Below are 21,326 nucleotides of genomic sequence, written 5' to 3' on the forward strand. Positions count from 1 at the left end.
ACCCAAAATTCATTTTTTTAGTATTTGTTTTAATTTCAACTTACCCCTGAATTTTACACGTTTCGGTAACACTTCAATTTGAAAACGGTAATAGTTCGGTCTACCAATGCCAACATTAAGTAATGCTTCCTGCCATTTTTTATATAATGATTTATTCCAGTTCTTACCACATTGTTCAATGACCTTAATTATTCTAAACATTGCCTCTCCTGAATAATCTGCTTCCTGCATATTATACATATATGACGTTACAACATCTAAAAATGAATCTGTTAGTTTTTTATTATTTGTGAGATATGCTTGCAGCAAATAACTGACAATGAGCTCATCCATACGATAACTGTAATAAATCCTTTCTTCTCTTAACAACAATGTATCCATCACTCTATGTCTTACTTTAATCGCATCACTCATATAATTTACAAATCGATCTGCTCTTTGAGCTGTGACCGACCCTTTTTCTTCATGATATCCATACACAATGAATGGTAATAATTGTACATCCCGCGCTTTCTTATACGCTTTTATCACAAATGTATGTTCTTCACAAAACACTACATCTTCATCAAAACGTAAATCTTTGAAAATGGCACTGAACAACTTACCTCCAGGTCCGATAGACTGCATCATTTCAGGACATTGTGCTAAATTCACTTTATCAAATTTTTGTATTGGCTGATGCGTATAAAAACTTTGCCACGTACCATTATTTAACCTACCAATTTGTCCTAATACAATATCTACATGTTCATCCTGGTGAAAATAATCGACCATAGCATCTATACTATTGGGCAAAAACACATCGTCTGCATCTAAAAACATAAAAGCATCACCTGTGACGTAGGCCAATGCATTATTTCTACTCATCGCTGCACCTTGATTTTCTTGATTAATAATTCGAATGTTTTTGTATGCTTTTTGTAATCTTTCTAAAACTTGTTTACTCTCATCTGTTGAACCATCATTGACACAAATAATTTCATAATCTTGCTTTGTATCTACTGAACTTATTGCTCTTTGAATTGTATTTGCTGCATTATAGACGGGTATGATAATTGATATTTTCATGTTTTCACCATTTTCTCTATATGTTTTATAACCTGATTTAAACTATTTTGATCATTATAATCATGCCAATTTTTAAATAGCGGGTTTAATTCACTTGCATGTGTTTGAAGTATATGAACGATGTCATCTTCTCTATATGCTTTGTAAAGTTCTGGAATTTCATAATAATATGCATTTAGCCCCCGTACTTGTTCATAATTTGCCTCATCGTAGACATAAAATAACGTTGGCTTGTTTAATAAACTTGCCTCTATTGCTAATGAACTGTAATCCGTGATGATAACGTCCGCCATAATCATCAATGATTGTAGATTTATATGATATTGCTTATCTTGAGGTAAAGACGGATGTAATTTACTAATCAGTGTATATGAAGGCAACGCTGTTTCAAAACGCGTTTTATCAATAACTTGATTGGCTTGATGGTGTTCTCGGTACGTTGGTACATAAAGTGCTAATTTATCCTTGATACCATATTGTAATTTTAATGCTTGTTGCTTCTGTTTGATGTCTAAATTCACATATGGAACAAGACGTGGCAATCCAGTTTTTAAAAACTGATCATCTCGTGCACCAAATGAAGCTTTAAAGCAATCCGCCATTGGTTCGCCACCCACTAAATATTTATCAGTAGCCTGATAAACTTTTTTATATTGTTTCACCATTTTTTTATTATTTAAATCTACTTGGTGGTCAGTAAGTCCAAAATTTTTCAAAGCACCAACAGCGTGCCAGGTTTGAATCATTGTCTGTTGTGATTTCTTTTTGAACCCACCAAACAATAAATAATATGTATCTATCACTATGATTTTTGCCGTACTCATCGCCTTTATATGTTTGAAGACTTGTTTGTTGCCTGCAGGTATAAATGCTACATTGTCTAATCGTTCAACATGTTTTCTATTTATTTCCTTGGCAATCACTGTCACTTTATAAGATTTTTGATTTAATGCTTCAATAATTGGAAGTACATCTTCAACAAATGTCATCATGACCACAATATGCTGTGGATCTATTTCTTTCTTTACATATATCAAATTTAAAAAGCTAATGATTGTCATATAAAGCTTTTTTATTAACTGTCTCAAATTTCCACCGCCGGTTATTATTTATTCTCTTTTATTATAGCTATTTTATATTTAAAATTATAGAAAAATCCTTTAACGACATTTAAGCCATCAAAGGATTTAATATAACACGTTATTGTCTAAATTCCATTACATAAAGTCTGCAAAATGATCTCTATAACGCATATGCAAAATTGATCCTATAACAAATAAAAATACGATGATAAAGAAGTTATAGAATGTTAATTCCCAATGTGTAACAAAATACCATTCATTGTATAGAACAGATGCACGATACGCCTCAGCAAGATAATATATTGGATTTAGTTGCATAACATCTTTAACGATACCTTCTGGCGGTACAATTAAAATAGATGAAGCAAAGAATACCATTCTCATTAATGCTTGTATTGCTGGTTGTGTATCTTTTACTAGTACACCTAATGTAGAAGTAAACAGTGCTACTGTTGTAGTAAAAATTAGTGCAAACGGCACATATAAAAATAATTGTAATGTATAGATTGATGGATAATATCCGCCTAGCATACATAATAAAATAACAGCAACTAATAGTGCGATATGCCCATAGAACCTACTCATCACTATATATGATGGTATAATTGATAACGGGAAATTCATCTTAGCGACATGATTATATTTACTTGCGATGGATTTTGTACCTTCTAAAATACCTTGATTCACAAAGAACCACATACTAATACCAACGAGTAACCAATAAATAAATGGCACACCTTCGATTGGATTATTAGTTCTAATTCCAAGGCCGAATACAAACCAATAAACCATAATTTGCATTGCTGGGTTAATTAATTCCCAAGCCATACCAAGGTAATTATTGGTGTTAGTAATTTTAACTTGGAACTGTGCTAACCTTTGAATTAGATAGAAATTTTTAAAATGCTCTTTTAAGACTACCCACACTGCACTCATTTAAATAAACCACACTTTCAATCAATTTGCTAATCATAATTATGTTATAAAAAAGATTACATTCAAATCTAATATACGCTTTGTTATTAATCTTAACAACCTATATTTAATTAAGTAAATTAAATATTTCATGTGGTAAAAGCGAATGTGCTTACACATATGATTGTTGTATAATAGAAAAACAACTATGCTAAAATGACTTCATTTTAGTTGATTTTATAACTTAAATTCAGTAAACTTTAACAATTGTATAAGAACGTTATCTTAAAATTTGTACTCACTTACTTTACAATAGGTTAATAAATTTAACAACTAATATATAATATAATATACTATATACTATCTGCAAATAAGGAAGGTAAAATTATGAATGTATCGGTTAACATTGAACATGTAACTAAAGAATACCGTATCTATCGCAATAATAAAGAGCGTTTAAAGGATGCTTTAGTCCCTTTTAATAAAAATAAAACCTTTTATGCGCTGAACGATTTGTCACTAACTGCATACGAAGGTGATGTTATAGGTCTCGTAGGCATCAATGGGTCAGGCAAATCTACGCTTAGTAATATTATTGGTGGATCCCTATCTCCTACTGCTGGAGATGTTGATCGCCACGGTGAAGTTAGCGTAATTGCAATTAATGCTGGTTTAAATGGACAGTTAACAGGTATTGAAAACATAGAATTCAAAATGCTATGCATGGGATTCACAAGAAAACAAATTAAAGAATTAACACCTGATATTATTGAATTCAGTGAATTAGGAGAATTCATTTATCAACCTGTTAAAAAATATTCCAGTGGTATGCGCGCAAAGTTAGGTTTCTCCATTAATATTACGACAAATCCTGACATTCTTGTCATTGATGAAGCATTATCTGTTGGAGACCAAACTTTTGCTCAAAAATGTTTAGATAAAATTTACGAGTATAAAAAGCAAGGTAAAACCATCTTCTTCGTTAGTCATAATATGAAACAAGTCCGTGAATTTTGCACTAAAATCGCATGGATAGAAGCTGGGAAATTAAAAGAATTTGGGAAATTAGACGAGGTCCTACCTAAATATGAAAAATTCCTGAATGGCTTTAAAAAATATTCCAAAGAGGAACAAAAAGCATTTAGAAATAAATTAGATAATTCAAGATTTGAAGTTAAATAGTATTATTGCATATTAAATGTAATAGATAACAACTGCCAATTGCATAGCAATTTTAATGGATTGTTAATCATCTAGTTAGACTAATAATGGTAAAACGTATCAAGCTCATTTTAGTAAAAACCGGCTATAGCGCAAACGATGCTATAACCGGTTTTTATTATTTCTTGGTTTTTTGTTTAATCACTTTAAATACAAATTTCGGTATTGCTTTCATTCTACCCAACCGCTTCCAATCAATGATAAAACGATAAACCCATTCTATATTTAATTTGCGAAATATTTTTGGCGCTCTTTTTTTCGTTCCACTAAAAACTTCAATAGATCCGCCGACACCCATCAGCAACGCCTGTTTAAAATGATCATCATGACGTTTAATCCATTGTTCTTGCTTTGGATAACCCATACCAACGAAAACATAATCTGGATTAAATGAACTAACGTGTTTCACTACCGTTTCATCTTCTAAGTTAAAATAGCCATGATGGTAATCAAAATAAATATTGGGATATTTTTCACTTAATTGCTTTACAGCTTTCACTACAACCTCGTCTTTTGCACCTAATAAAAAGACTTTTTGATAATTCGCATTAGCAATCTTTAAACACGCTTCCATCAATTCTATACCTGGTACACGCTCTTGCAATGGTTTTTTAAGCAATTTTGAAGCCATAACTACACCTGTACCATCTGGAATTACATAATTTGCCCCATTGATTAACTTACGATAATCTGCATTTTCGGTAGCGAAATCAACTATTTCAGGATTAGCAGTTACAATAAATAAATTTTTATCCGTTTCTGATTCAAAAAAAAGTTTTATGCGGTCACGCATTTCTGTCAGTGTTACATTATCAAATAATACAGATAATACGTTTACCTTTTCTAATTTATTAGCTCTTGTCATGATTGGTTATCTCCTAACTCAACTCTTTTTCTCGATACGCTATAGTATTTTTCTTGTAATATGAATACATTCATTCTCGCATATATTACAATATCCATAAAACCTAGGTCAAACAGTGTTATACGATAATATACGACAAAAGTCCAAATGCTTTATGGGTGTTCTTACTTTATACTGTTATATGTGAGATGCTGTTCACCGATACCGTATCTCGTAAAACATCAAATAATCGTATTATACAAATGAGGTATTTCATGTCTAAACTACATGCATTTTTCAGCTCGTCTATTCAATTACATCTTTATTGGATTATATTGGTTGCCATAATCTATATCATTATACATACTTATCGAAATAAATCCATAAACCAACTTTTAGATATCTATTTTAATTATATTCCTGTCTTAACACATGAATTTGGCCATATATTATTTAATAAATTAAGCGGAGGTAAAGCAAGAGACTTAGTGATTGTCGCAAGACCATCAGAACGTCTTGCAACATCTCAACAAGGCTTCGCCATAACACAATCAAAAAATAGCATCGGGCAGTCCATTACCACATTTGGTGGCTACATTATGCCCCCGCTTATGTTATATATAGGTTTTCTATCAACGCAATATCAATATCCAAGTTTATTTATCACTGCGTATCTATTAATATTTATATATTTTGTATGCTTAACTTCTAGAAAATTGTTACCGATGTTCATCGTAATGCTCTTAATTTTTTTACTATATTGCTTATTTAAAAGTGAAAACCAATTGGCGATACTTTATGTTGTAACCATCACACAACATTTTATATTAGGTGTTTTACTAGGAGAAGTACTTCAATCTTCTTGGACAATATTCAAATTAACAATATCGACAGATGACATCACTTGGGATGGCAGTACTTTAAAAACATTGACTCATATCCCAACTTTTATCTATAGCTTTATTTGGATAGCCATCAATTTATTTACGATTTATCAATTATTCCGAGTGTATTTTATTCCTTAGACCTCTTCAAAAAAGCGAAATCTAATTTTTATTTAGATTTCGCTTTTTCATTTCAACTAAACTGTTAATTTTTAAATATGATTACAATGTCACGCTTTTTTCTATACTTTAGACAAATAATTTTACTAAATCAGTCTAAATACCAACTTAAAAATGCTCGTATTCAATTTTTTATTTTTCGGCATAAATATGTTTAGCATTGTCATAACTTAGTACAGTCACTTTTTCTTCTTTTTGCACCATCATCACTTTATTCGTATCATCTTTATCTAATATTTTTATTTGTTCACCAATCAATATAGATTTACTTGATAAATAAACTAATAATTCTGTTCTATCTCGCACACGTTTTATCGTCACTAAATCACCCGCTTCAAATGACAATAAATCTGTAGTATAAATCTCTTTGTATTTATTATCTCTAGGGATAACACCACCGTGTGGACAAGTTATTGGATAATCTAATAATTTATCTAACCGTTCAACAAATAAGTGTGAAACTTTATGTTCTAGTACCTCAGCTTCCTGATGTACCTCTTCCCAGTTATATTCTAATATCTTAATTAAAAATAACTCTAATAATCGATGTCTTTTTATGATATCTAAGGTATATGTCAATCCTTCCTCGGACAGCTGCACACCTTTATATGGCTTCGTTTCTACAAATCCTGATTTTTCTAAACGATTCACCATTTCACTTACAGATGGTGGTTTGATATTTAAATACTGGGATAATGTCTTGTTTGAAACAAAAGAATGATCGCCATTATGGGTTAAAATTGCCTTTAAATAATCTTCTTTTTCTTCAGTTAGCATGGTTTCACCTCTCAAGTCATTCACTTTATTGTATCACGAATCTACTTGACACGCTAAAAGTTAATGTTATATTATAAATTAAATTAGGTTAGCCTAAAATTTAATTTAAGGAGGCAGAAAAATGTTAGAAATTAATAACTTAAATCTCACTTTAGGGAATAAACATGTCTTAGATAATATCAATTTAGAAATTCCCGTAAAAGGTGAAATTATAGGTATTATGGGACCCAATGGATCTGGTAAATCTTCCTTACTCAAATCAATTATTGGTGAATTCAAGTCAACAGGTATTGCTAATTTACATAACATTGCTATACAACAAACACTTAAAAATGTTACATACATCCCACAAAAAGCGCATATTGACTTAGACTTCCCAATCAAGGTAGAAGATGTTGTACTTTCTGGTGCTTACAAAGATATTGGATGGTTTAGGTTTGTTACCCCTAAAACGCGAGCTAGGCTTAATCAGCTGCTAACAACATTAGAATTGCAAGATTTAAGAAATCGACAAATTTCTGCACTCAGTGGCGGTCAATTACAAAGAGTTTTAGTAGCGAGAGCACTTATGACAGAAAGTACGCTCTATCTTTTAGACGAACCATTTGTAGGCATCGATTTCCACAGTGAACAAATCATAATGTCTCAATTAAACGAGCTTAAAAAAGCCGGGAAATTACTTTTAATTGTTCATCATGATTTATCTAAAGCAGAAAAGTATTTTAATCGTGTTATTCTTTTAAACAAAACAATTCGTTTCTTTGGAGAAAGTCATGTTGCTATGCAACCAGATCATTTAAACGAAACTTTCTTAAACCCCACACAAGAAGATCAAGAAAAGTCAGAACCGGCATAAATAGAAAGGAAGTAACACGATATGGAATTTTTTCAACACCTATTTGAATACAAATTTTTAAGCAATGCATTGATTATTTCAATTGTTGTAGGAATCGTTTGTGGTACAGTAGGTTGCCTCATTGTACTAAGAGGTCTTTCCCTTATGGGAGATGCAATGAGTCATGCAGTTTTACCTGGTGTTGCATTATCATTTTTATTCGGCGTTCCTATGTTTGTGGGTGCGTTAGTGACAGGTATGATTGCTAGTATCTTTATCGGATTCATTACCAAAAGTAGTAAAACCAAGCCTGATGCGGCTATAGGTATTAGCTTTACAGCATTTTTAGCAACCGGGGTCATTTTAATTAGTTTAATTAATAGTACCACCGACTTATATCATATTCTTTTTGGAAATCTATTAGCAGTTACACACGCTACTTTTTGGTCCACTGTCGTAGTTGGTTTGATTGTTATGGTTTTAATCGTAACTTTCTATAGACCATTAATGATTTCTACATTCGACCCAATTTTCAGTAGAATGAGTGGTTTAAACACTACATTCTTACACTATTTTGTAATGTTATTGCTCTCACTCGTTACAGTAGCAAGCATACAAACAGTAGGTATTATATTAGTTGTCGCATTATTAATTACACCTGCTTCAGCTGCATTTTTAATCGCTAAAAAACTACATACAATGATGATCATTTCCAGTCTTATTAGTGTTATAAGTTCAATCGTCGGTATGTACTTTAGTTACATTTATAATATTCCAAGTGGTGCAACTATCGTCTTATGTGCGTTTATCATTTATATTATTATTTTCACTTGTAATAAAATGCAATTTTTCGCAAAAAAAGGAGCAATTTAATGAAAAAGTTATTAACAATTACAATGATTCTTATATTATTTTTAAGTGCATGTGGCAAAGGAAACAACGATTCTACATCGCAATCCAATGAAAAAATAAAGGTGGTAACAACAAACTCAATTCTTTATGACATGGTTAAAAACGTTGGTGGCGATAACGTAGAAATTCATAGTATCGTTCCAATCGGTCAAGATCCACATGAATATGAAGTAAAACCAAAAGATATTCAAGCATTAACTGATGCTGACGTAGTATTCTATAACGGACTAAACTTAGAAACAGGTAACGGTTGGTTTAAAAACGCATTATCACAAGCTAATAAGTCATATGAAGATGGCTCTGTTGTTAAAGTTTCAAAAAATGTAAAACCTTTATACTTAAACAGTGCTAAAGAAGGCGATGAATCAAAACAGGATCCACATGCTTGGTTAAGTTTAGATAATGGTATTAAGTATGTAGAAGAAATAAGCAAAGCCTTGATTAAGAAGAATGACAACTATAAAGATGATATCCAAAATAATACCAAAGATTACATAACTAAATTAGAAGATTTGAAAAAAGAAAGTCACGATAAATTCAATGATATACCAAAAGAACAACGTGCAATGATAACAAGTGAAGGTGCATTTAAATATTTCTCAAAACAGTTTGATATTAAACCTGGTTACATTTGGGAAATCAATACCGAGAAACAAGGTACACCTGAACAAATGAAACAAGCTGTAAAATTTGTGCAAGACAATAACCTTAAACATTTACTTGTAGAAACGAGTGTAGATAAGAAAAGTATGCAAAGTCTAAGTGAAGAAACAAACTTAGATATTTATGGAGAGGTTTATACCGATTCTATAGGTAAGAAAGGCACTAAAGGAGATTCATATTTTAATATGATGCAAGAAAATATCAACACTGTTCACGGAAGTATGGAATAAAATAAGGCTATTTAACCTACATTGTAGGTGAGTAGCCCCATACCGTACGTTTCCCTCCTAATGACGTACGGTATGGTGGTATTCAAGCCTTAAATCATCTATCTCCCTTAACTCCATCAATGGTTGGCTCCTCCCCCCATTGATGGAGATTTTTTTTAGTCTTACTTTTCAGCTTTGCTGAATTAGTAAGACTTATGCATGTGCTCTGTTCAGGCGTTCCCCTTTTTACTTTTCAGCTTTGCTGAATTAGTAAGACTTATGCATGTGCTCTGCTCAGGCGTTCCCCTTTTTACTTTTCAGCTTTGCTGAATTAGTAAGACTTATGTACAAACAAAATCGTAATAAAAAAAGCTCCCTTCAAAGTTTACATTTTTAAGTGTCTACTTTGAAGGGAGCATATCAAAATGGATTAGTATTAATTTTTTAATAGAAGTTGTATCTCACAACTTTTTTCATCTGTGCATGAAGTAAAGTTGCCAACCATTTACTTTAGTCTGTTAAACTATCAACGATAATCATTTCATCATAATTAATCGCTTCACGTAATTTTAGCGCAGTAACTTCACTAACTTCTTCGTCTTCAGTAAGTTCATTTAGAACACGACGCTGTTCTCTAAGTGCACCCAATTTAATTTTAGTAATAGAAGTTTCACTTTTTGGATTAAAGAAGTTAGATGGGGTTAAGTTTTCAATTCTCATTAAATAACTATCACAAATCATGCCTACTTCTAATTTATTTTCTTCAGTTGTTTCTTTACCTAAACGACTAACTACACGATAGTGCACGGTTCTCATAACATTAGAAATTTCTCTCAAGTTTTCAATCACTGATAATGAGGAAGCTGCGTTTGTTCTCACTTTCGTTTTAATTCTACTTTTTAAAATAAATGTTTTTAATTCCACTTTAATACGTTGAATTAGAGAAGATTGTTTATAAACCTGAGTACGTTCCGCATAGCGCATATAGTTATCTAAGATATTGGTTGTGATATCACCATTAGATACCAAACTATTCAACGTATTATTTTCAACATCAAAAGCGATTTTTTGTAACCGTTCTAACTCTTTGGTATTTTCATCTTCGTTCTCAACAGTTTTAAGAAATGCCAATTTATCATGATATTCTTTAATAACATTACCATATAGATAACTTGATTCTTCATAGGATAATTTATTTAAGTGTTCTATAACATTTTCTAAAATATATACCCTTGCTTTTTTAAAGCTCATACCGTGTTGTTTTGGTTGAACCGCATTAGGTGTCACAATAGGTAACACAAATTGTGCAATAATTAAACTTATAATGACCATACCAGATGCGATAAATAATAAGTCATCTCTAAATACAAACGAATGATGATCTGCCAACATATAAGGTAATGTTAAGGCAATCGCTAAAGAAATTGTCCCATGTACACCACACAACGTCATGATAAAAGCATACATACCACGCTTCGGTGGTTTCTCAGTGACTTTCGTATTATCTTCATAATTCGTAAGTATTTTTTGGAACGGACTGATTGGTAAATAAAAATAAGGATATAAAACAAAAACCCATAAAAATCTAAATAAATATATTGCTAAAGCAATTAAAACTGTAACTACAATTAGAAAAATAAAATTATGGGGTTCATTTTCTATAATTCGACCTACAAGTTCTGGAACTAAAAATCCTAAAATAGAAAAAACAAAACCATTTAATGCATAGCCCAATATATTCCAGGTATGGTTATAACTCATTTGTAATCTAGTACGTGCTTGTGCAATTCGGTCACGTTCAAAACCGTGTACCAAACCTGCTACTACAGCTGCAATAATACCTGAAGAATGAAACATTTCAGCAACAAGATATGTAATAAAAGGCGTCACAAGCTGTATAAATGTAAACATATTTATATTTTCTATACCTCTTCTGGAAAGTGATACTCTAAACCTAACGAGTGCTACGCCAATAATTAAACCAACAATAAATCCACCAATTGAGGATACTAAAAATTGTTCAACTGCATTCACCATCGAAAAGCCACCCGTAATCAATGCAGCTACAGCAATTTTAAAAGATATGATACCAGCAGCATCATTTAATAATGATTCACCCTCTAAAATTGTCATAGAGCCTTTGGGTAGTAGTTTACCATTCGTAATTGCTTGAACAGCAACAGCATCAGTGGGACATAAGATTGCAGCTAGCGCAAACGCAGCAGCTAATGGAAGATCAGGCCAAATCCAATGTACAAATAAGCCAACTACGATTACAGTAGTTACTACAAGACCTAATGCCATCATTAAAACCGGTTTGATATAACGCCTTAAATGCACACGAGAGACTTTTACACCTTCAACAAATAATAGCGGGGCTATCAAGGCAACCATAAATAATTCCGAATCAAAATGGAACTCTACGGGAACTGGTGTAATATACAATAACATACCGAGGATAATTTGAATAAAAGCTAAAGGAATTTTAGGTAATAGTATATGCACTAAAGAACTTGCGATTACTACCGCTAAAAATATAAGTATCGTTTCGAATATTTGCATGGTTTCACCTCTTTTCAACATTTAAACTTTCATAATTGTTGAGGTTAAAACAAAAATACAATCGTTTATTTATGAACATATTGTGTCTCAAACTCTTATATATCATTGTTTATATGAGCAATGATGTTTCCCTGATATATATTTTTTTACATTAACACAATTACAAATATATATAATTTTATCATTTTTTTAGTAGCCACTAAAATGTATTGCACTTCAATCATGATTAAATTTTGTTATTCCACAATCATAAACACTAACAAAACTTTTAAAACGTTATATATAGAAATAGCGGATTAGAGATCAAACTTAATTTTGATTTCCAACCCGCCTAGTCTAATACATAACCAACAAGTAGATTGTATTTAACTTAATACTTATCTTGTTCTTTTTCATTAATTTTATGTCTACGCTCTTCACGAATTTGAGCACGTTTTTTCAATTGTTCAAATGTGTCATTTTCCGAAGCGCTTAATAAGATACTTGTTTGTTTAGGTGCATCACTTTTCCTATACATATAAGCGCCTGTTCGGTATGCTGCTCTGGATATTAAGTGTCCACCTACTGGAGAAGTCAAATTGATAAATACCAATGCTAAAATCATCCTAACACTTAAATAACCTTGTGAAGAAATGAAATAAATGACAACACCTACAAGTGTTAACAATACCGATAATGTAGAACTTTTCGTAGAGGCATGACTTCTTAAAAATACGTCTTGGAACTTAATAAGACCAATTGCACTAATCAAAGCTATAATACTGCCCAAGAACATCATAAAAGCTGCAATTAAATTAACGATTTCGCTTGTTATTTGCATTAAAGACATGCCCCCCCTCTATAAATCTTGAAATAGAAACGGTGCTTACAAATGAAATGATCGCAATTAACAAGATAGAATCTAAGAAAGAAAAAGTACCAAAAACAATACTTAACACACCGACCGTTGACATTAATATAGCACTAGCAGTATCAAATGCAACCACCCTATCAGCCGTCGTTGGTCCTTTTACTAACCTAAACAACGTTAAAATAAGTGCGATACCAAACAAAATAATTGAACTTGTTATAAAGAAATTTATCAGTGATTCGATCATTCTGCCACCTCCAATATGAGACCTTCATATTGTCTAATACTTTTAAGCAGTTTCTGTTTTTCTTTTTCAGAGATATCAATTGCATGTATAAAAATCTTTTTTCTTTCCTTTGAAATTCTAATGACTGTGGAACCAGGTGTAATTATAATTAGAATCGTTAAGAAGGAAACTTCCCAATCTGTTTCTAAAGTCGTTTCATATCTAACTAAACCAGGGTTTAAGTCTTTCGTTTTAAATAAAATGTAGTTTATTGTGGTCATACTTGATGTAATTAACTGATATAAGTATACTGTTAAAAATTTAAATGCTACCCAAACTTTTTTTAAATAAAATTGTTGGCCAAAAAAACGATGTAGTATATAAATAACTACTAAACCAATAAGATAACCTGAGAAGAAGGTAGAAGCTTTAAATGATTCTTCATCTTGAAATAGCACCCATAAAAATGCAATGACCATATTAAGTAAGACTTGTCTCATTATTTCTCCTCCTTCACTAAATGAGGATTGACCATTTTTTCATATAATCCATCATCCATATTTAAATGGGTAGCATTATCAGTTACTTTGAAAATCAATGGTGCAGCTAGGCCCATACCGATAATTGCTGCTACAAGAATGCCGATTAAGCCTTTACGATATCTAGGAATTGGTTTGAAGTCTATATGTTCGCCTTTATCAGAATTACCTAAATACATTGTGAAGAAAATTCTAAACAAGCTAAACATACCAATCAGACTAGTTAAAATCATCAAAGTTAAACCAATATAATTACCATTTTCAACAGCCCCTTTAAAAATAAACACTTTTCCAGGGAAACCACTAAATGGTGGAACGCCACCAATTGCTAAAATCATTACCACAAATGCTACACCAAAGAATGGTTCTCTTTTAGCTAAACCATATAAGTTTTTATATTGTCGATAACCAGTAATATATACCAAGCTACCAGTGATAAAGAACAGCAGTGTTTTCACTACAATATCATTTGTCAGATAAAAAATAGCACCATTGACACCTGAAATTGTATTTGATCCTAGGCCTAAAATTATAAAACCAATAGAAAGAATAACTTGATATGCTGCTATTTTTTTAATATCTCGATAAGCTAAGACACCAAATGCACCAATTAACATCGTTATACAAGATAAGACAACTAATAGCGGATGTGTAATACCACTATGATTATCAAATAACAATGTGAAGAAACGTATCAAAGCATAAGCGCCTACTTTTGTCATTAATGCAGCAAATAATGCTGCTAATTCAGTGTTTAAAACAGCATATGCTTTAGGAAGCCACATGAATAATACAAGCGCAGCTTTGGCACCAAATGCAATTAAAAACACCATTGAAATAATTACTACTGAACTTTCCCCTTGCATCTCAGTTATTCTTTGTGCTACTAAAGCAAAATTTAAAGTACCAGTAAGTTTGTATAATAAACCAATGCCTAATAATAACAACCAAGAACCTAAAATATTAAGTACAACGTAAATAATAGCTGCACGTAACTGCTCTACTGATTGTCCTAACGTAATTAACACAAACGACGCAAGCAACATTACCTCAAACATGACATATATATTAAATAAATCTGCAGTTAAAAACGAACCAATAACGCCTACTGTTAAAAACAGAATAAAACTCGGTAAGTAATAACGAATTGCTCTTTTTTCTCTGCTACCAAAACCATATGCCATAATTAACGTCACGACAAAACTAGATGTCGTGACCATGAGTAAACTCAATGAGTCACCAACAAATTGAATACCATAAGGTGCTTCCCAACCACCAAAATCTAAAGCAATTGGCTTATGTTGCATTACATAAATCAATAACAATAAAGATATGATTGTCGTAAGCGACATTGTGCCAATTGAAAAAATCCTTGATAATCTGCTATGCGTGCGAATAAATACCAGTACAAGCGCACAAATTGCTGGCAGAAGTAATGGCAGAATTAACAAATTACTCATCATTATCGTCATCACCTCTTAACACATCAATTTCATCTTCTTTAGTAACTCGATACGTTCTATATACGAGTACAAGTAAAAACGCAGTCATGGCAAAACCTATCACAATAGCAGTCAATACAATAGCTTGCAACAATGGATCTACGAAGTTTTTACTACCTTCACCAATAAGTGGTTCTACCATATTCTTACCATAACGACCCATGCTCATGATAATTAAATTTCCTGCATGCGTATAAATTGAAATACCTATGACGATACGGATTAAATTGACTGATAATATCATATACGTTCCTATAAATATTAAGAAGCCAATCACCATTAACAATATCAAATTCATGAGCGACTACCACTTATGGATAGCATAACTGTTACTACAACGCCTACGACCGCTAAAACAATGCCAGCTTCGAAAAGCGTAACAGTTGTTAAATGTACTTCACCTAATATCGGTAATTGAACGTATGCATCTGTTTGGTAAAGGAACGGTTTACCAAAGAACATTGGTATGACTGCAGTAGCAAATGATACTAAGGAGCCGATGATCATTAATATTCTAAAATCAAGTGGCAAAGCGACTAATACTTGCTTAACGTCGAAGGCCAAGAACATAAGTAAAAATGCAGAACTGAATACAAGACCACCGATAAATCCACCGCCAGGATTATTATGTCCTGCTAAAAATAAGTAGAACCCGAATGTTAACAATATAAATACAACAATTTTAGTAATTGTTCGTAAGACTACATCATTCTCTTTCATCTTGAGCCCTCCGTTCTTTAAAGTTAAGTAATGTATAGATACCCAAACCAGCGATGATTAATACCATACCTTCAAGTAAGGTATCCATAGCACGAAAATCACCAAGAATAGCATTTACAATATTTTTACCGCCTGCAAGTTTATATGCGTCGTGATAAAAAGTTGAAATCGTTGGCATAGTTTGGCCTTGCTGAGCAATGAAAACTAGTGTAACTACAGTAATCGCCATCATTAATGAAACAACAATCTTAACAGCTTCTCGTTTCTTATGAACTTTTGAACGTGGTACGTTTGGTAAGCGTGAAAAACTTACAATAAACAATATTGTAGTTATTGTTTCTACCACTAATTGCGTCAGCGCTAAGTCTGGTGCTTTCATTAAAATGAAGAATATCGTTACACAGTAACCAATAATGCCGTTTAATATTACCATCGTTAAACGTTGACGAATAAACGTTAAAGCAATACCTAAAATAAAAACAACAATTAACGTGATGATTTCTAATGGGCCAAATTCACTGACATGTATCTGTTTAACGTCAGGAAATCCAGCTTGGATGATTCCATAAACAACTACTATGATGAAAACCGCTAACGTTAATATAATATAATGATTTAAACGGTTATTCATCAATGTACGAATACTATAACCTGAATAATTTTCAAACTGTTTATATGAGTCTAAATAAACATCTGTTATAGATTTGACCCTGATTTTTTCGGATTGTTTTTTCCAATCAATTTTAAGCGCTGCTATAAAACCTACAACAATCACAATGAAACTTAACAACAGTGGTAAATTAAATCCGTGCCATTGTGAAATATGCGGTGCAATATTATCTACTTTTTCTCCAATTGTGATACTTCGTAATGCCGGTAAAATAATATGATGTCCAAATAAATTTGGCACAAAAAACACAATCGGCAACAAAATCATCATAATTGCAGAAGGTAGTGTAAATAAAAATGGTTCATGGGGACTTTGTACTGGTGAATCATTATGTTTAAAGTCTCCCCAGAAAACTTCCTTAATCATGTAAACTGCATAAATAAGCGTGAAAATACTAGCAACAACACCTATCACTGCAATAATAATTGTTAAAGTGATATTAAATTGAGGTAATTGGTATGAACTTACCAAACCATCAAAAAACATTTCTTTACTTAAGAAACCATTAAGAAATGGGATACCAGCCATAGATAAAGCTGAAAGTAACATAACTACATGTGTAATTGGCAGTACTTTTCTCAATCCAGACAATTTACGTATATCTCTCGTACCTGTTTCATGATCAATGATACCAACACCCATAAATAAAGCACCTTTAAATAACGCATGATTCATCAAATGGAAAAGACCTGCGAAGAGAATAAGGCTGTATACTTTAGATAGTTCACCAGTGGCATGTTGTGCAAAGCCTCCACCGAGGCCGACCATAGAAACTATCATACCTAGTTGACTGATTGTAGAATAAGCTAAAATCCCTTTCAAATCATATTGTCGAGTGGCATTAACCGCCCCAAAAATCATTGTTATCAATCCAACAAAAGTGACACAATAAATATAAAAATCACTTAGCCCTAAAACAGGCGTAAATCTAAATAGTAAAAATATACCTGCTTTTACCATTGTGGCAGAGTGTAAATAAGCACTCACGGGTGTCGGTGCTTCCATGGCTTTTGGTAACCAAATATGGAAAGGAAATTGTGCTGATTTAGTAAATGCACCTAAAAGCAACAGTATAATAATCGGTATAAACAACTGACTATCCGCTATTTTGTCACTTTGCGCAATAATCGATGTAATAGAATTTGTACCCGTAACAATATAAATCATGATAAAACCTGTTAATAGTGCAAGACCACCAAATACTGTGATCATAAACGATTGGATAGCACCAAATTGACTTGCGCCTTTACTGTACCAGTAAGCAATGAGTAAGAAAGATGATACACTCGTCAATTCCCAGAATACATACATCAAAATTGTATTATTTGCTGTAACAATACCAAGCATACTGAACATAAATAACAATAAGTATATATAAAAACGTGGCAAATGATCATGTTCTTTTGATAAGTATTGTGTAGCATAATAAAACACTGCTAGTCCAATGAGCGATATTAACAAACTAAAAAATAAACTTAATCCATCTAGTCTAAAATCTATATTTATATCTAATAATGTGAGCCAAGGGATTTTAATTGATACAAATTGCCCCTTCATTACTTGTGGCAACTGCCATAGAAAGTAAATAGAAGAAATGATTGGAGCGATTAAAGCGATCGGCCCAGCAAATTTATGAAATTTTCGTTTCGTCATTGTGAGCAAAAGTACCATCATTATTAAAACGATCGCACTCAGTAAATAAACTAAACTCATCTTATACCCCCTTTAACTATAATTTACAAATTTAAAGCTATCGTTGTTTTGCTAGATTTTGTAGAAATACCTATAAACTTCATTGTTTCAAAGGTTGTTTGATGTCCTAGGTACTTTTGAATAATCGATATTGAAATACCTGATTGATAAGCATGATAGGCAAATGTTTTACGCAACGTCGTCAAACCAATATGTAACATTCCTAAATCTTCTGCAGCAAGATGAATAATGCGATAAGCTTGCTGGCGTGATAGACCTTTTAATGTCCTATTAGACTGAAATAATAACTCATCATTCTTCAATTGTTGTTCTGATATATATGTCATTAATTCATTTCTCAAAGTTTCTGGTAATCTGATCTGAATTTTAGGTGCATGCGACTCTATCCAATAGTGTTTGATATCATCGTCCTCTATTTTCACATCACTTACATTTAAATTTAATAATGAGGAAAGCTTCACACCAGTATGTATTGCAAACTTAAACAACAGATAATCACGCATGGATTTGGCTTTTAAAACCTCATACATCGCTTTTATCTCATTAGTATTCCTAATAGGGTCTACTTGATTCATAAATTCACCTCTGAATTAATTAATGTTGCATATTTAATGATATAGCATGTTTTTGTCACATGAAAGTATTTTGTCTAATTTTTTCAAATTTTTTTGACCCATTTGAAATTTAATAACGATATATATAGTGAAAGGAGGTTAGACAAATGAACCAAATCAGTCACTTAGCCGTCACTATGTCACGAATAACATATGACAAAGATGGAAAAGCTACACAATTTAAACGTCACTTTGCAAATCTGAATACCCAAGCAACAACTGATCAAATTAAAAGTTTCAAATCTATCATTGAACAAATCACTGGAGAAAAATTTGAAACAGTGGAAATCATTAAAACTGAAACAGTTAATTAAGGAGGTTAAATATTATGAGTCAAACTTTAGAACTTATATTCAACGATGCTGTTAACAAAGACATTAAATTACAATTACCCAAAATAGAGCACTTCATCAATGAAAGCACAGTAAAAGATGGAATGAACAAATTAGTCGCTCTAGATATCTTGCGTCCTAAAGCGGGTATTCCTACTACAGTGCGTGCAGCACAAATCATAGATAAATCTACAAAATTAATTTTTGAAAGTTAAATCAATAAAATTTCAAACACACGTATCATTTTTCTAGTGAGTTTGTATAGTCAGCGAAACTGAAGTAAATAAATTATATAAACAATCGTAGCAGCCTGATACACATAAGTATTAGGTTGCTACCTTGTTTTAAATAAAAAAAGTGACAATCAACGAATCAAATTGCATTCGCTTTTTATCACTTATACGATATTATTAATGATGTTTTTTGTTTCTAATCGGTCTTAACCTAACTGTATCACCGAAAAAAATCTTACTTTTGCCTAATTTTTTACACATTGCATATTGTCCAAAAACTTCTGTCACTTGAGCAAGATTTTTATATGATTTCCTAGGATTTAATACTTCTATAAATTGTTCTTTTTGAATTCCTTCATTACTTCCTGCACCTATAAAAAAAGTTTCTTCATCTAATAAGCGTATGATTGAAAGTTGTTTCAATGTAAATTGTCACCACTTCTATATATTTTTAAACCACCAAAAATTCATCTTACTAATTTTTATAGGTCTTGATTTTCAATTTAAATCTAATAATTTTCCTTTTATTATAACATCAACATAAGTATTTTATTATATTTCATTAGTTGTGTACATTATTTTATACTTCCCTCTTTTATAAATAGAAAAGAGCATAGGAAAATCCACACCTTTTCCTATATAATATAATTATCTTAGGAGAAAGCGTGATTTAATGATTTTTTTATATTTAGTAGGAATTGTTGCTGGGATGGTCGTTCCTTTTCAAACTTCGATAAATTCAAGATTAAGTCTTTATACGAAGTCTTCATTCTATGCATCTACAATTTCTTTTGCTACTGGAACTACCTTTTTAATCTTAATCAATTTAATTACCAACCCACATGTTTTTACTACTGATTTTTATAGTAATCAATCATTGAGTTACATATGGTTTGTCGGCGGTATATTAGGTGTTATTTTTCTTACAGGGAATTTATTATTACTGCCGAGATTAGGTGCATCTTTAACCGTCGTAATGACAGTTGCTGGCCAAATTATTATGGGCGTTACAATTGATACTTTTGGTTGGTTTGGCGCAGATGTAGAGCCTTTTACTATGTTTAAAGTATTGGGTATTCTCTTTTTAATGCTTGGCATTATACTTATGAATTATGTACGTAGTAATCCCAAAGATAAAAACATGAATGCTCAAGTATATATTTGGTTGATCATCGGTTTTGTATTCGGCTTTTGTCCACCAATACAAACTGCGATTAATAGCGCATTAGGACAACAATTACATTCATCCATTTTAGCGTCTTTAATTTCATTTACGATTGGTACAATAGCATTATTCATCCTAACTTTAATCTTCAATAGAACACTTAAGATGAAAGCTTATGATCAGCAAAAAGGCAAATTAAAACCAATTTATTTCATTGGTGGCATTCTTGGAGTGATTTTTGTCACTACAAATATTATATTGATGCCACACCTAGGTGCTGCTTTAACTACAATTATTGTGATGTTAGGTCAAATGTTAATGGGTGTAATCATTGATCACTTTGGATTGTTAGGTACTTATGTTAATAAAATTACGAAGCGAAAAATCATTGGCATTGTAGCTATGATGATTGGTATCGTACTTTTAAGATTATTTTAATTAATAATAGCCTAGAACGTAAAATACAATTTTAATATATTCAAAAAAATTATACCCTCTACCTTACTCATAATAATAGTCCTTGGGTTTGTTTTAATGATAAGAAGCTAAGACAATTAATTTGATATGCTCCCTTCAAAGTAGACACTTAAAAATGTAAACTTTGAAGGGA

At 31.8% G+C, this 21,326-nt stretch carries 23 protein-coding genes; 8 read left to right on the forward strand and 15 right to left on the reverse strand.

What is annotated here, in order from left to right:
- Positions 1-9 precede the first annotated feature (9 nt).
- The 3 genes from CD032_RS00160 to CD032_RS00170 form a co-directional block, all read right to left on the reverse strand.
- Positions 10-1,068 (reverse strand): glycosyltransferase family 2 protein, encoded by a 1,059-nt coding sequence (locus CD032_RS00160; protein ID WP_103211091.1) that lies wholly within the window; start codon positions 1,066-1,068, stop codon positions 10-12.
- Entirely contained in the window at positions 1,065-2,156 is a 1,092-nt protein-coding gene (gene tarB / locus CD032_RS00165; protein WP_026034763.1) for a teichoic acid glycerol-phosphate primase TarB, read from the reverse strand. Before tarB ends, CD032_RS00160 begins: the two co-directional genes overlap by 4 nt.
- Positions 2,157-2,285: 129 nt before the next feature.
- Positions 2,286-3,086 carry an ABC transporter permease gene (locus CD032_RS00170; RefSeq protein ID WP_019468398.1) on the reverse strand — a complete coding sequence of 267 codons (801 nt, stop codon included), beginning with the start codon at positions 3,084-3,086 and terminating at the stop codon, positions 2,286-2,288.
- Positions 3,087-3,452: 366 nt separating this feature from the next.
- Here CD032_RS00170 and tagH point away from each other — a divergent pair, with 366 nt between their 5' ends.
- Positions 3,453-4,247 (forward strand): teichoic acids export ABC transporter ATP-binding subunit TagH, encoded by a 795-nt coding sequence (tagH, locus tag CD032_RS00175; protein ID WP_019468399.1) that lies wholly within the window; start codon positions 3,453-3,455, stop codon positions 4,245-4,247.
- 157 nt (positions 4,248-4,404) lie between these two features.
- Here tagH and tarA read toward each other — a convergent pair whose 3' ends face one another.
- Positions 4,405-5,151, reverse strand: a complete 747-nt coding sequence (gene tarA / locus CD032_RS00180) for an N-acetylglucosaminyldiphosphoundecaprenol N-acetyl-beta-D-mannosaminyltransferase TarA (RefSeq protein ID WP_019468400.1) — start codon at positions 5,149-5,151, stop codon at positions 4,405-4,407.
- Positions 5,152-5,405: 254 nt separating this feature from the next.
- On the opposite strand from tarA, the gene CD032_RS00185 reads away from it, so the two are divergent.
- Positions 5,406-6,155, forward strand: coding sequence for a M50 family metallopeptidase (locus CD032_RS00185; protein ID WP_019468401.1), 750 nt, complete (start codon positions 5,406-5,408; stop codon positions 6,153-6,155).
- A gap of 171 nt (positions 6,156-6,326) precedes the next feature.
- On the opposite strand, the gene CD032_RS00190 is transcribed toward CD032_RS00185, so the two are convergent.
- Positions 6,327-6,971 carry a metal-dependent transcriptional regulator gene (locus CD032_RS00190; RefSeq protein WP_019468402.1) on the reverse strand — a complete coding sequence of 215 codons (645 nt, stop codon included), beginning with the start codon at positions 6,969-6,971 and terminating at the stop codon, positions 6,327-6,329.
- Positions 6,972-7,092: 121 nt separating this feature from the next.
- Here CD032_RS00190 and CD032_RS00195 point away from each other — a divergent pair, with 121 nt between their 5' ends.
- The 3 genes from CD032_RS00195 to mntC are packed head-to-tail and all read left to right on the forward strand — an operon-like array spanning position 7,093 to position 9,611.
- Positions 7,093-7,827 carry a metal ABC transporter ATP-binding protein gene (locus tag CD032_RS00195; RefSeq protein ID WP_103211092.1) on the forward strand — a complete coding sequence of 245 codons (735 nt, stop codon included), beginning with the start codon at positions 7,093-7,095 and terminating at the stop codon, positions 7,825-7,827.
- Between the two features lie 21 nt (positions 7,828-7,848).
- Entirely contained in the window at positions 7,849-8,679 is an 831-nt protein-coding gene (locus CD032_RS00200) for a metal ABC transporter permease (protein WP_019468404.1), read from the forward strand.
- Positions 8,679-9,611, forward strand: coding sequence for a manganese ABC transporter substrate-binding lipoprotein MntC (gene mntC / locus CD032_RS00205; protein WP_064264349.1), 933 nt, complete (start codon positions 8,679-8,681; stop codon positions 9,609-9,611). Before CD032_RS00200 ends, mntC begins: the two co-directional genes overlap by 1 nt.
- Positions 9,612-10,100: 489 nt before the next feature.
- Here mntC and CD032_RS00210 read toward each other — a convergent pair whose 3' ends face one another.
- The 9 genes from CD032_RS00210 to CD032_RS00250 all read right to left on the reverse strand — a co-directional run bounded on the left by CD032_RS00210 (position 10,101) and on the right by CD032_RS00250 (position 18,947).
- Complete coding sequence (locus CD032_RS00210) at positions 10,101-12,152, reverse strand: cation:proton antiporter (RefSeq protein WP_064264347.1); 2,052 nt, start codon at positions 12,150-12,152, stop codon at positions 10,101-10,103.
- A 370-nt stretch (positions 12,153-12,522) separates the two neighbouring features.
- On the reverse strand, positions 12,523-12,972 hold the full coding sequence (locus tag CD032_RS00215; RefSeq protein WP_019468407.1) for a Na+/H+ antiporter subunit G: 450 nt from the start codon (positions 12,970-12,972) through the stop codon (positions 12,523-12,525).
- A complete protein-coding gene (gene mnhF2, locus CD032_RS00220) occupies positions 12,947-13,249 on the reverse strand; it encodes a Na+/H+ antiporter Mnh2 subunit F (protein WP_019468408.1) in 303 nt (100 codons plus the stop codon). Before mnhF2 ends, CD032_RS00215 begins: the two co-directional genes overlap by 26 nt.
- Complete coding sequence (gene mnhE2, locus CD032_RS00225; protein ID WP_040029960.1) at positions 13,246-13,728, reverse strand: Na+/H+ antiporter Mnh2 subunit E; 483 nt, start codon at positions 13,726-13,728, stop codon at positions 13,246-13,248. The genes mnhF2 and mnhE2 overlap by 4 nt, the downstream gene beginning before the upstream one ends.
- Entirely contained in the window at positions 13,728-15,230 is a 1,503-nt protein-coding gene (gene mnhD2, locus CD032_RS00230; RefSeq protein ID WP_103211093.1) for a Na+/H+ antiporter Mnh2 subunit D, read from the reverse strand. The genes mnhE2 and mnhD2 overlap by 1 nt, the downstream gene beginning before the upstream one ends.
- A complete protein-coding gene (gene mnhC2 / locus CD032_RS00235) occupies positions 15,220-15,567 on the reverse strand; it encodes a Na+/H+ antiporter Mnh2 subunit C (RefSeq protein ID WP_019468411.1) in 348 nt (115 codons plus the stop codon). Before mnhC2 ends, mnhD2 begins: the two co-directional genes overlap by 11 nt.
- Positions 15,564-15,989: a Na+/H+ antiporter Mnh2 subunit B gene (gene mnhB2 / locus CD032_RS00240; RefSeq protein WP_103211094.1), complete on the reverse strand. Its 426-nt coding sequence runs from the start codon at positions 15,987-15,989 to the stop codon at positions 15,564-15,566. Before mnhB2 ends, mnhC2 begins: the two co-directional genes overlap by 4 nt.
- Complete coding sequence (locus tag CD032_RS00245) at positions 15,976-18,372, reverse strand: DUF4040 family protein (RefSeq protein WP_103211095.1); 2,397 nt, start codon at positions 18,370-18,372, stop codon at positions 15,976-15,978. The genes mnhB2 and CD032_RS00245 overlap by 14 nt, the downstream gene beginning before the upstream one ends.
- Before the next feature lie 23 nt (positions 18,373-18,395).
- Entirely contained in the window at positions 18,396-18,947 is a 552-nt protein-coding gene (locus CD032_RS00250; protein WP_019468414.1) for a tyrosine-type recombinase/integrase, read from the reverse strand.
- A gap of 146 nt (positions 18,948-19,093) precedes the next feature.
- Here CD032_RS00250 and sroA point away from each other — a divergent pair, with 146 nt between their 5' ends.
- On the forward strand, positions 19,094-19,300 hold the full coding sequence (sroA, locus tag CD032_RS00255) for a sigS mRNA-stabilizing protein SroA (protein WP_019468415.1): 207 nt from the start codon (positions 19,094-19,096) through the stop codon (positions 19,298-19,300).
- Between the two features lie 14 nt (positions 19,301-19,314).
- Complete coding sequence (locus CD032_RS00260; protein WP_019468416.1) at positions 19,315-19,533, forward strand: DUF2922 domain-containing protein; 219 nt, start codon at positions 19,315-19,317, stop codon at positions 19,531-19,533.
- Positions 19,534-19,728: 195 nt separating this feature from the next.
- On the opposite strand, the gene CD032_RS00265 is transcribed toward CD032_RS00260, so the two are convergent.
- On the reverse strand, positions 19,729-19,974 hold the full coding sequence (locus tag CD032_RS00265) for a hypothetical protein (protein ID WP_019468417.1): 246 nt from the start codon (positions 19,972-19,974) through the stop codon (positions 19,729-19,731).
- 250 nt (positions 19,975-20,224) lie between these two features.
- Between CD032_RS00265 and CD032_RS00270 the strand changes: the two genes are divergently transcribed.
- Entirely contained in the window at positions 20,225-21,154 is a 930-nt protein-coding gene (locus CD032_RS00270; RefSeq protein WP_019468418.1) for a DMT family transporter, read from the forward strand.
- The last annotated feature ends 172 nt before the right edge of the window (positions 21,155-21,326 follow it).

Source organism: Staphylococcus cohnii subsp. cohnii, from assembly GCF_002902365.1.
Classification (GTDB): domain Bacteria; phylum Bacillota; class Bacilli; order Staphylococcales; family Staphylococcaceae; genus Staphylococcus; species Staphylococcus cohnii.

Bases quoted from the DNA above. Each gene is read 5' to 3' on its own strand.
- CD032_RS00260 (WP_019468416.1), top strand. From the start codon at position 19,315: ATGAGTCAAACTTTAGAACTTATATTCAACGATGCTGTTAACAAAGAC.
- CD032_RS00190 (WP_019468402.1), bottom strand. From the start codon at position 6,971: ATGCTAACTGAAGAAAAAGAAGATTATTTAAAGGCAATTTTAACCCAT.
- mnhC2 (WP_019468411.1), bottom strand. From the start codon at position 15,567: ATGAATTTGATATTGTTAATGGTGATTGGCTTCTTAATATTTATAGGA.
- CD032_RS00170 (WP_019468398.1), bottom strand. From the start codon at position 3,086: ATGAGTGCAGTGTGGGTAGTCTTAAAAGAGCATTTTAAAAATTTCTAT.
- CD032_RS00160 (WP_103211091.1), bottom strand. From the start codon at position 1,068: ATGAAAATATCAATTATCATACCCGTCTATAATGCAGCAAATACAATT.
- CD032_RS00200 (WP_019468404.1), top strand. From the start codon at position 7,849: ATGGAATTTTTTCAACACCTATTTGAATACAAATTTTTAAGCAATGCA.
- CD032_RS00215 (WP_019468407.1), bottom strand. From the start codon at position 12,972: ATGCAAATAACAAGCGAAATCGTTAATTTAATTGCAGCTTTTATGATG.
- mnhD2 (WP_103211093.1), bottom strand. From the start codon at position 15,230: ATGATGAGTAATTTGTTAATTCTGCCATTACTTCTGCCAGCAATTTGT.
- mnhF2 (WP_019468408.1), bottom strand. From the start codon at position 13,249: ATGATCGAATCACTGATAAATTTCTTTATAACAAGTTCAATTATTTTG.
- mnhE2 (WP_040029960.1), bottom strand. From the start codon at position 13,728: ATGAGACAAGTCTTACTTAATATGGTCATTGCATTTTTATGGGTGCTA.
- CD032_RS00245 (WP_103211095.1), bottom strand. From the start codon at position 18,372: ATGAGTTTAGTTTATTTACTGAGTGCGATCGTTTTAATAATGATGGTA.
- mntC (WP_064264349.1), top strand. From the start codon at position 8,679: ATGAAAAAGTTATTAACAATTACAATGATTCTTATATTATTTTTAAGT.
- CD032_RS00210 (WP_064264347.1), bottom strand. From the start codon at position 12,152: ATGCAAATATTCGAAACGATACTTATATTTTTAGCGGTAGTAATCGCA.
- CD032_RS00270 (WP_019468418.1), top strand. From the start codon at position 20,225: ATGATTTTTTTATATTTAGTAGGAATTGTTGCTGGGATGGTCGTTCCT.
- mnhB2 (WP_103211094.1), bottom strand. From the start codon at position 15,989: ATGAAAGAGAATGATGTAGTCTTACGAACAATTACTAAAATTGTTGTA.
- sroA (WP_019468415.1), top strand. From the start codon at position 19,094: ATGAACCAAATCAGTCACTTAGCCGTCACTATGTCACGAATAACATAT.
- CD032_RS00185 (WP_019468401.1), top strand. From the start codon at position 5,406: ATGTCTAAACTACATGCATTTTTCAGCTCGTCTATTCAATTACATCTT.
- CD032_RS00250 (WP_019468414.1), bottom strand. From the start codon at position 18,947: ATGAATCAAGTAGACCCTATTAGGAATACTAATGAGATAAAAGCGATG.
- tagH (WP_019468399.1), top strand. From the start codon at position 3,453: ATGAATGTATCGGTTAACATTGAACATGTAACTAAAGAATACCGTATC.
- tarA (WP_019468400.1), bottom strand. From the start codon at position 5,151: ATGACAAGAGCTAATAAATTAGAAAAGGTAAACGTATTATCTGTATTA.
- CD032_RS00195 (WP_103211092.1), top strand. From the start codon at position 7,093: ATGTTAGAAATTAATAACTTAAATCTCACTTTAGGGAATAAACATGTC.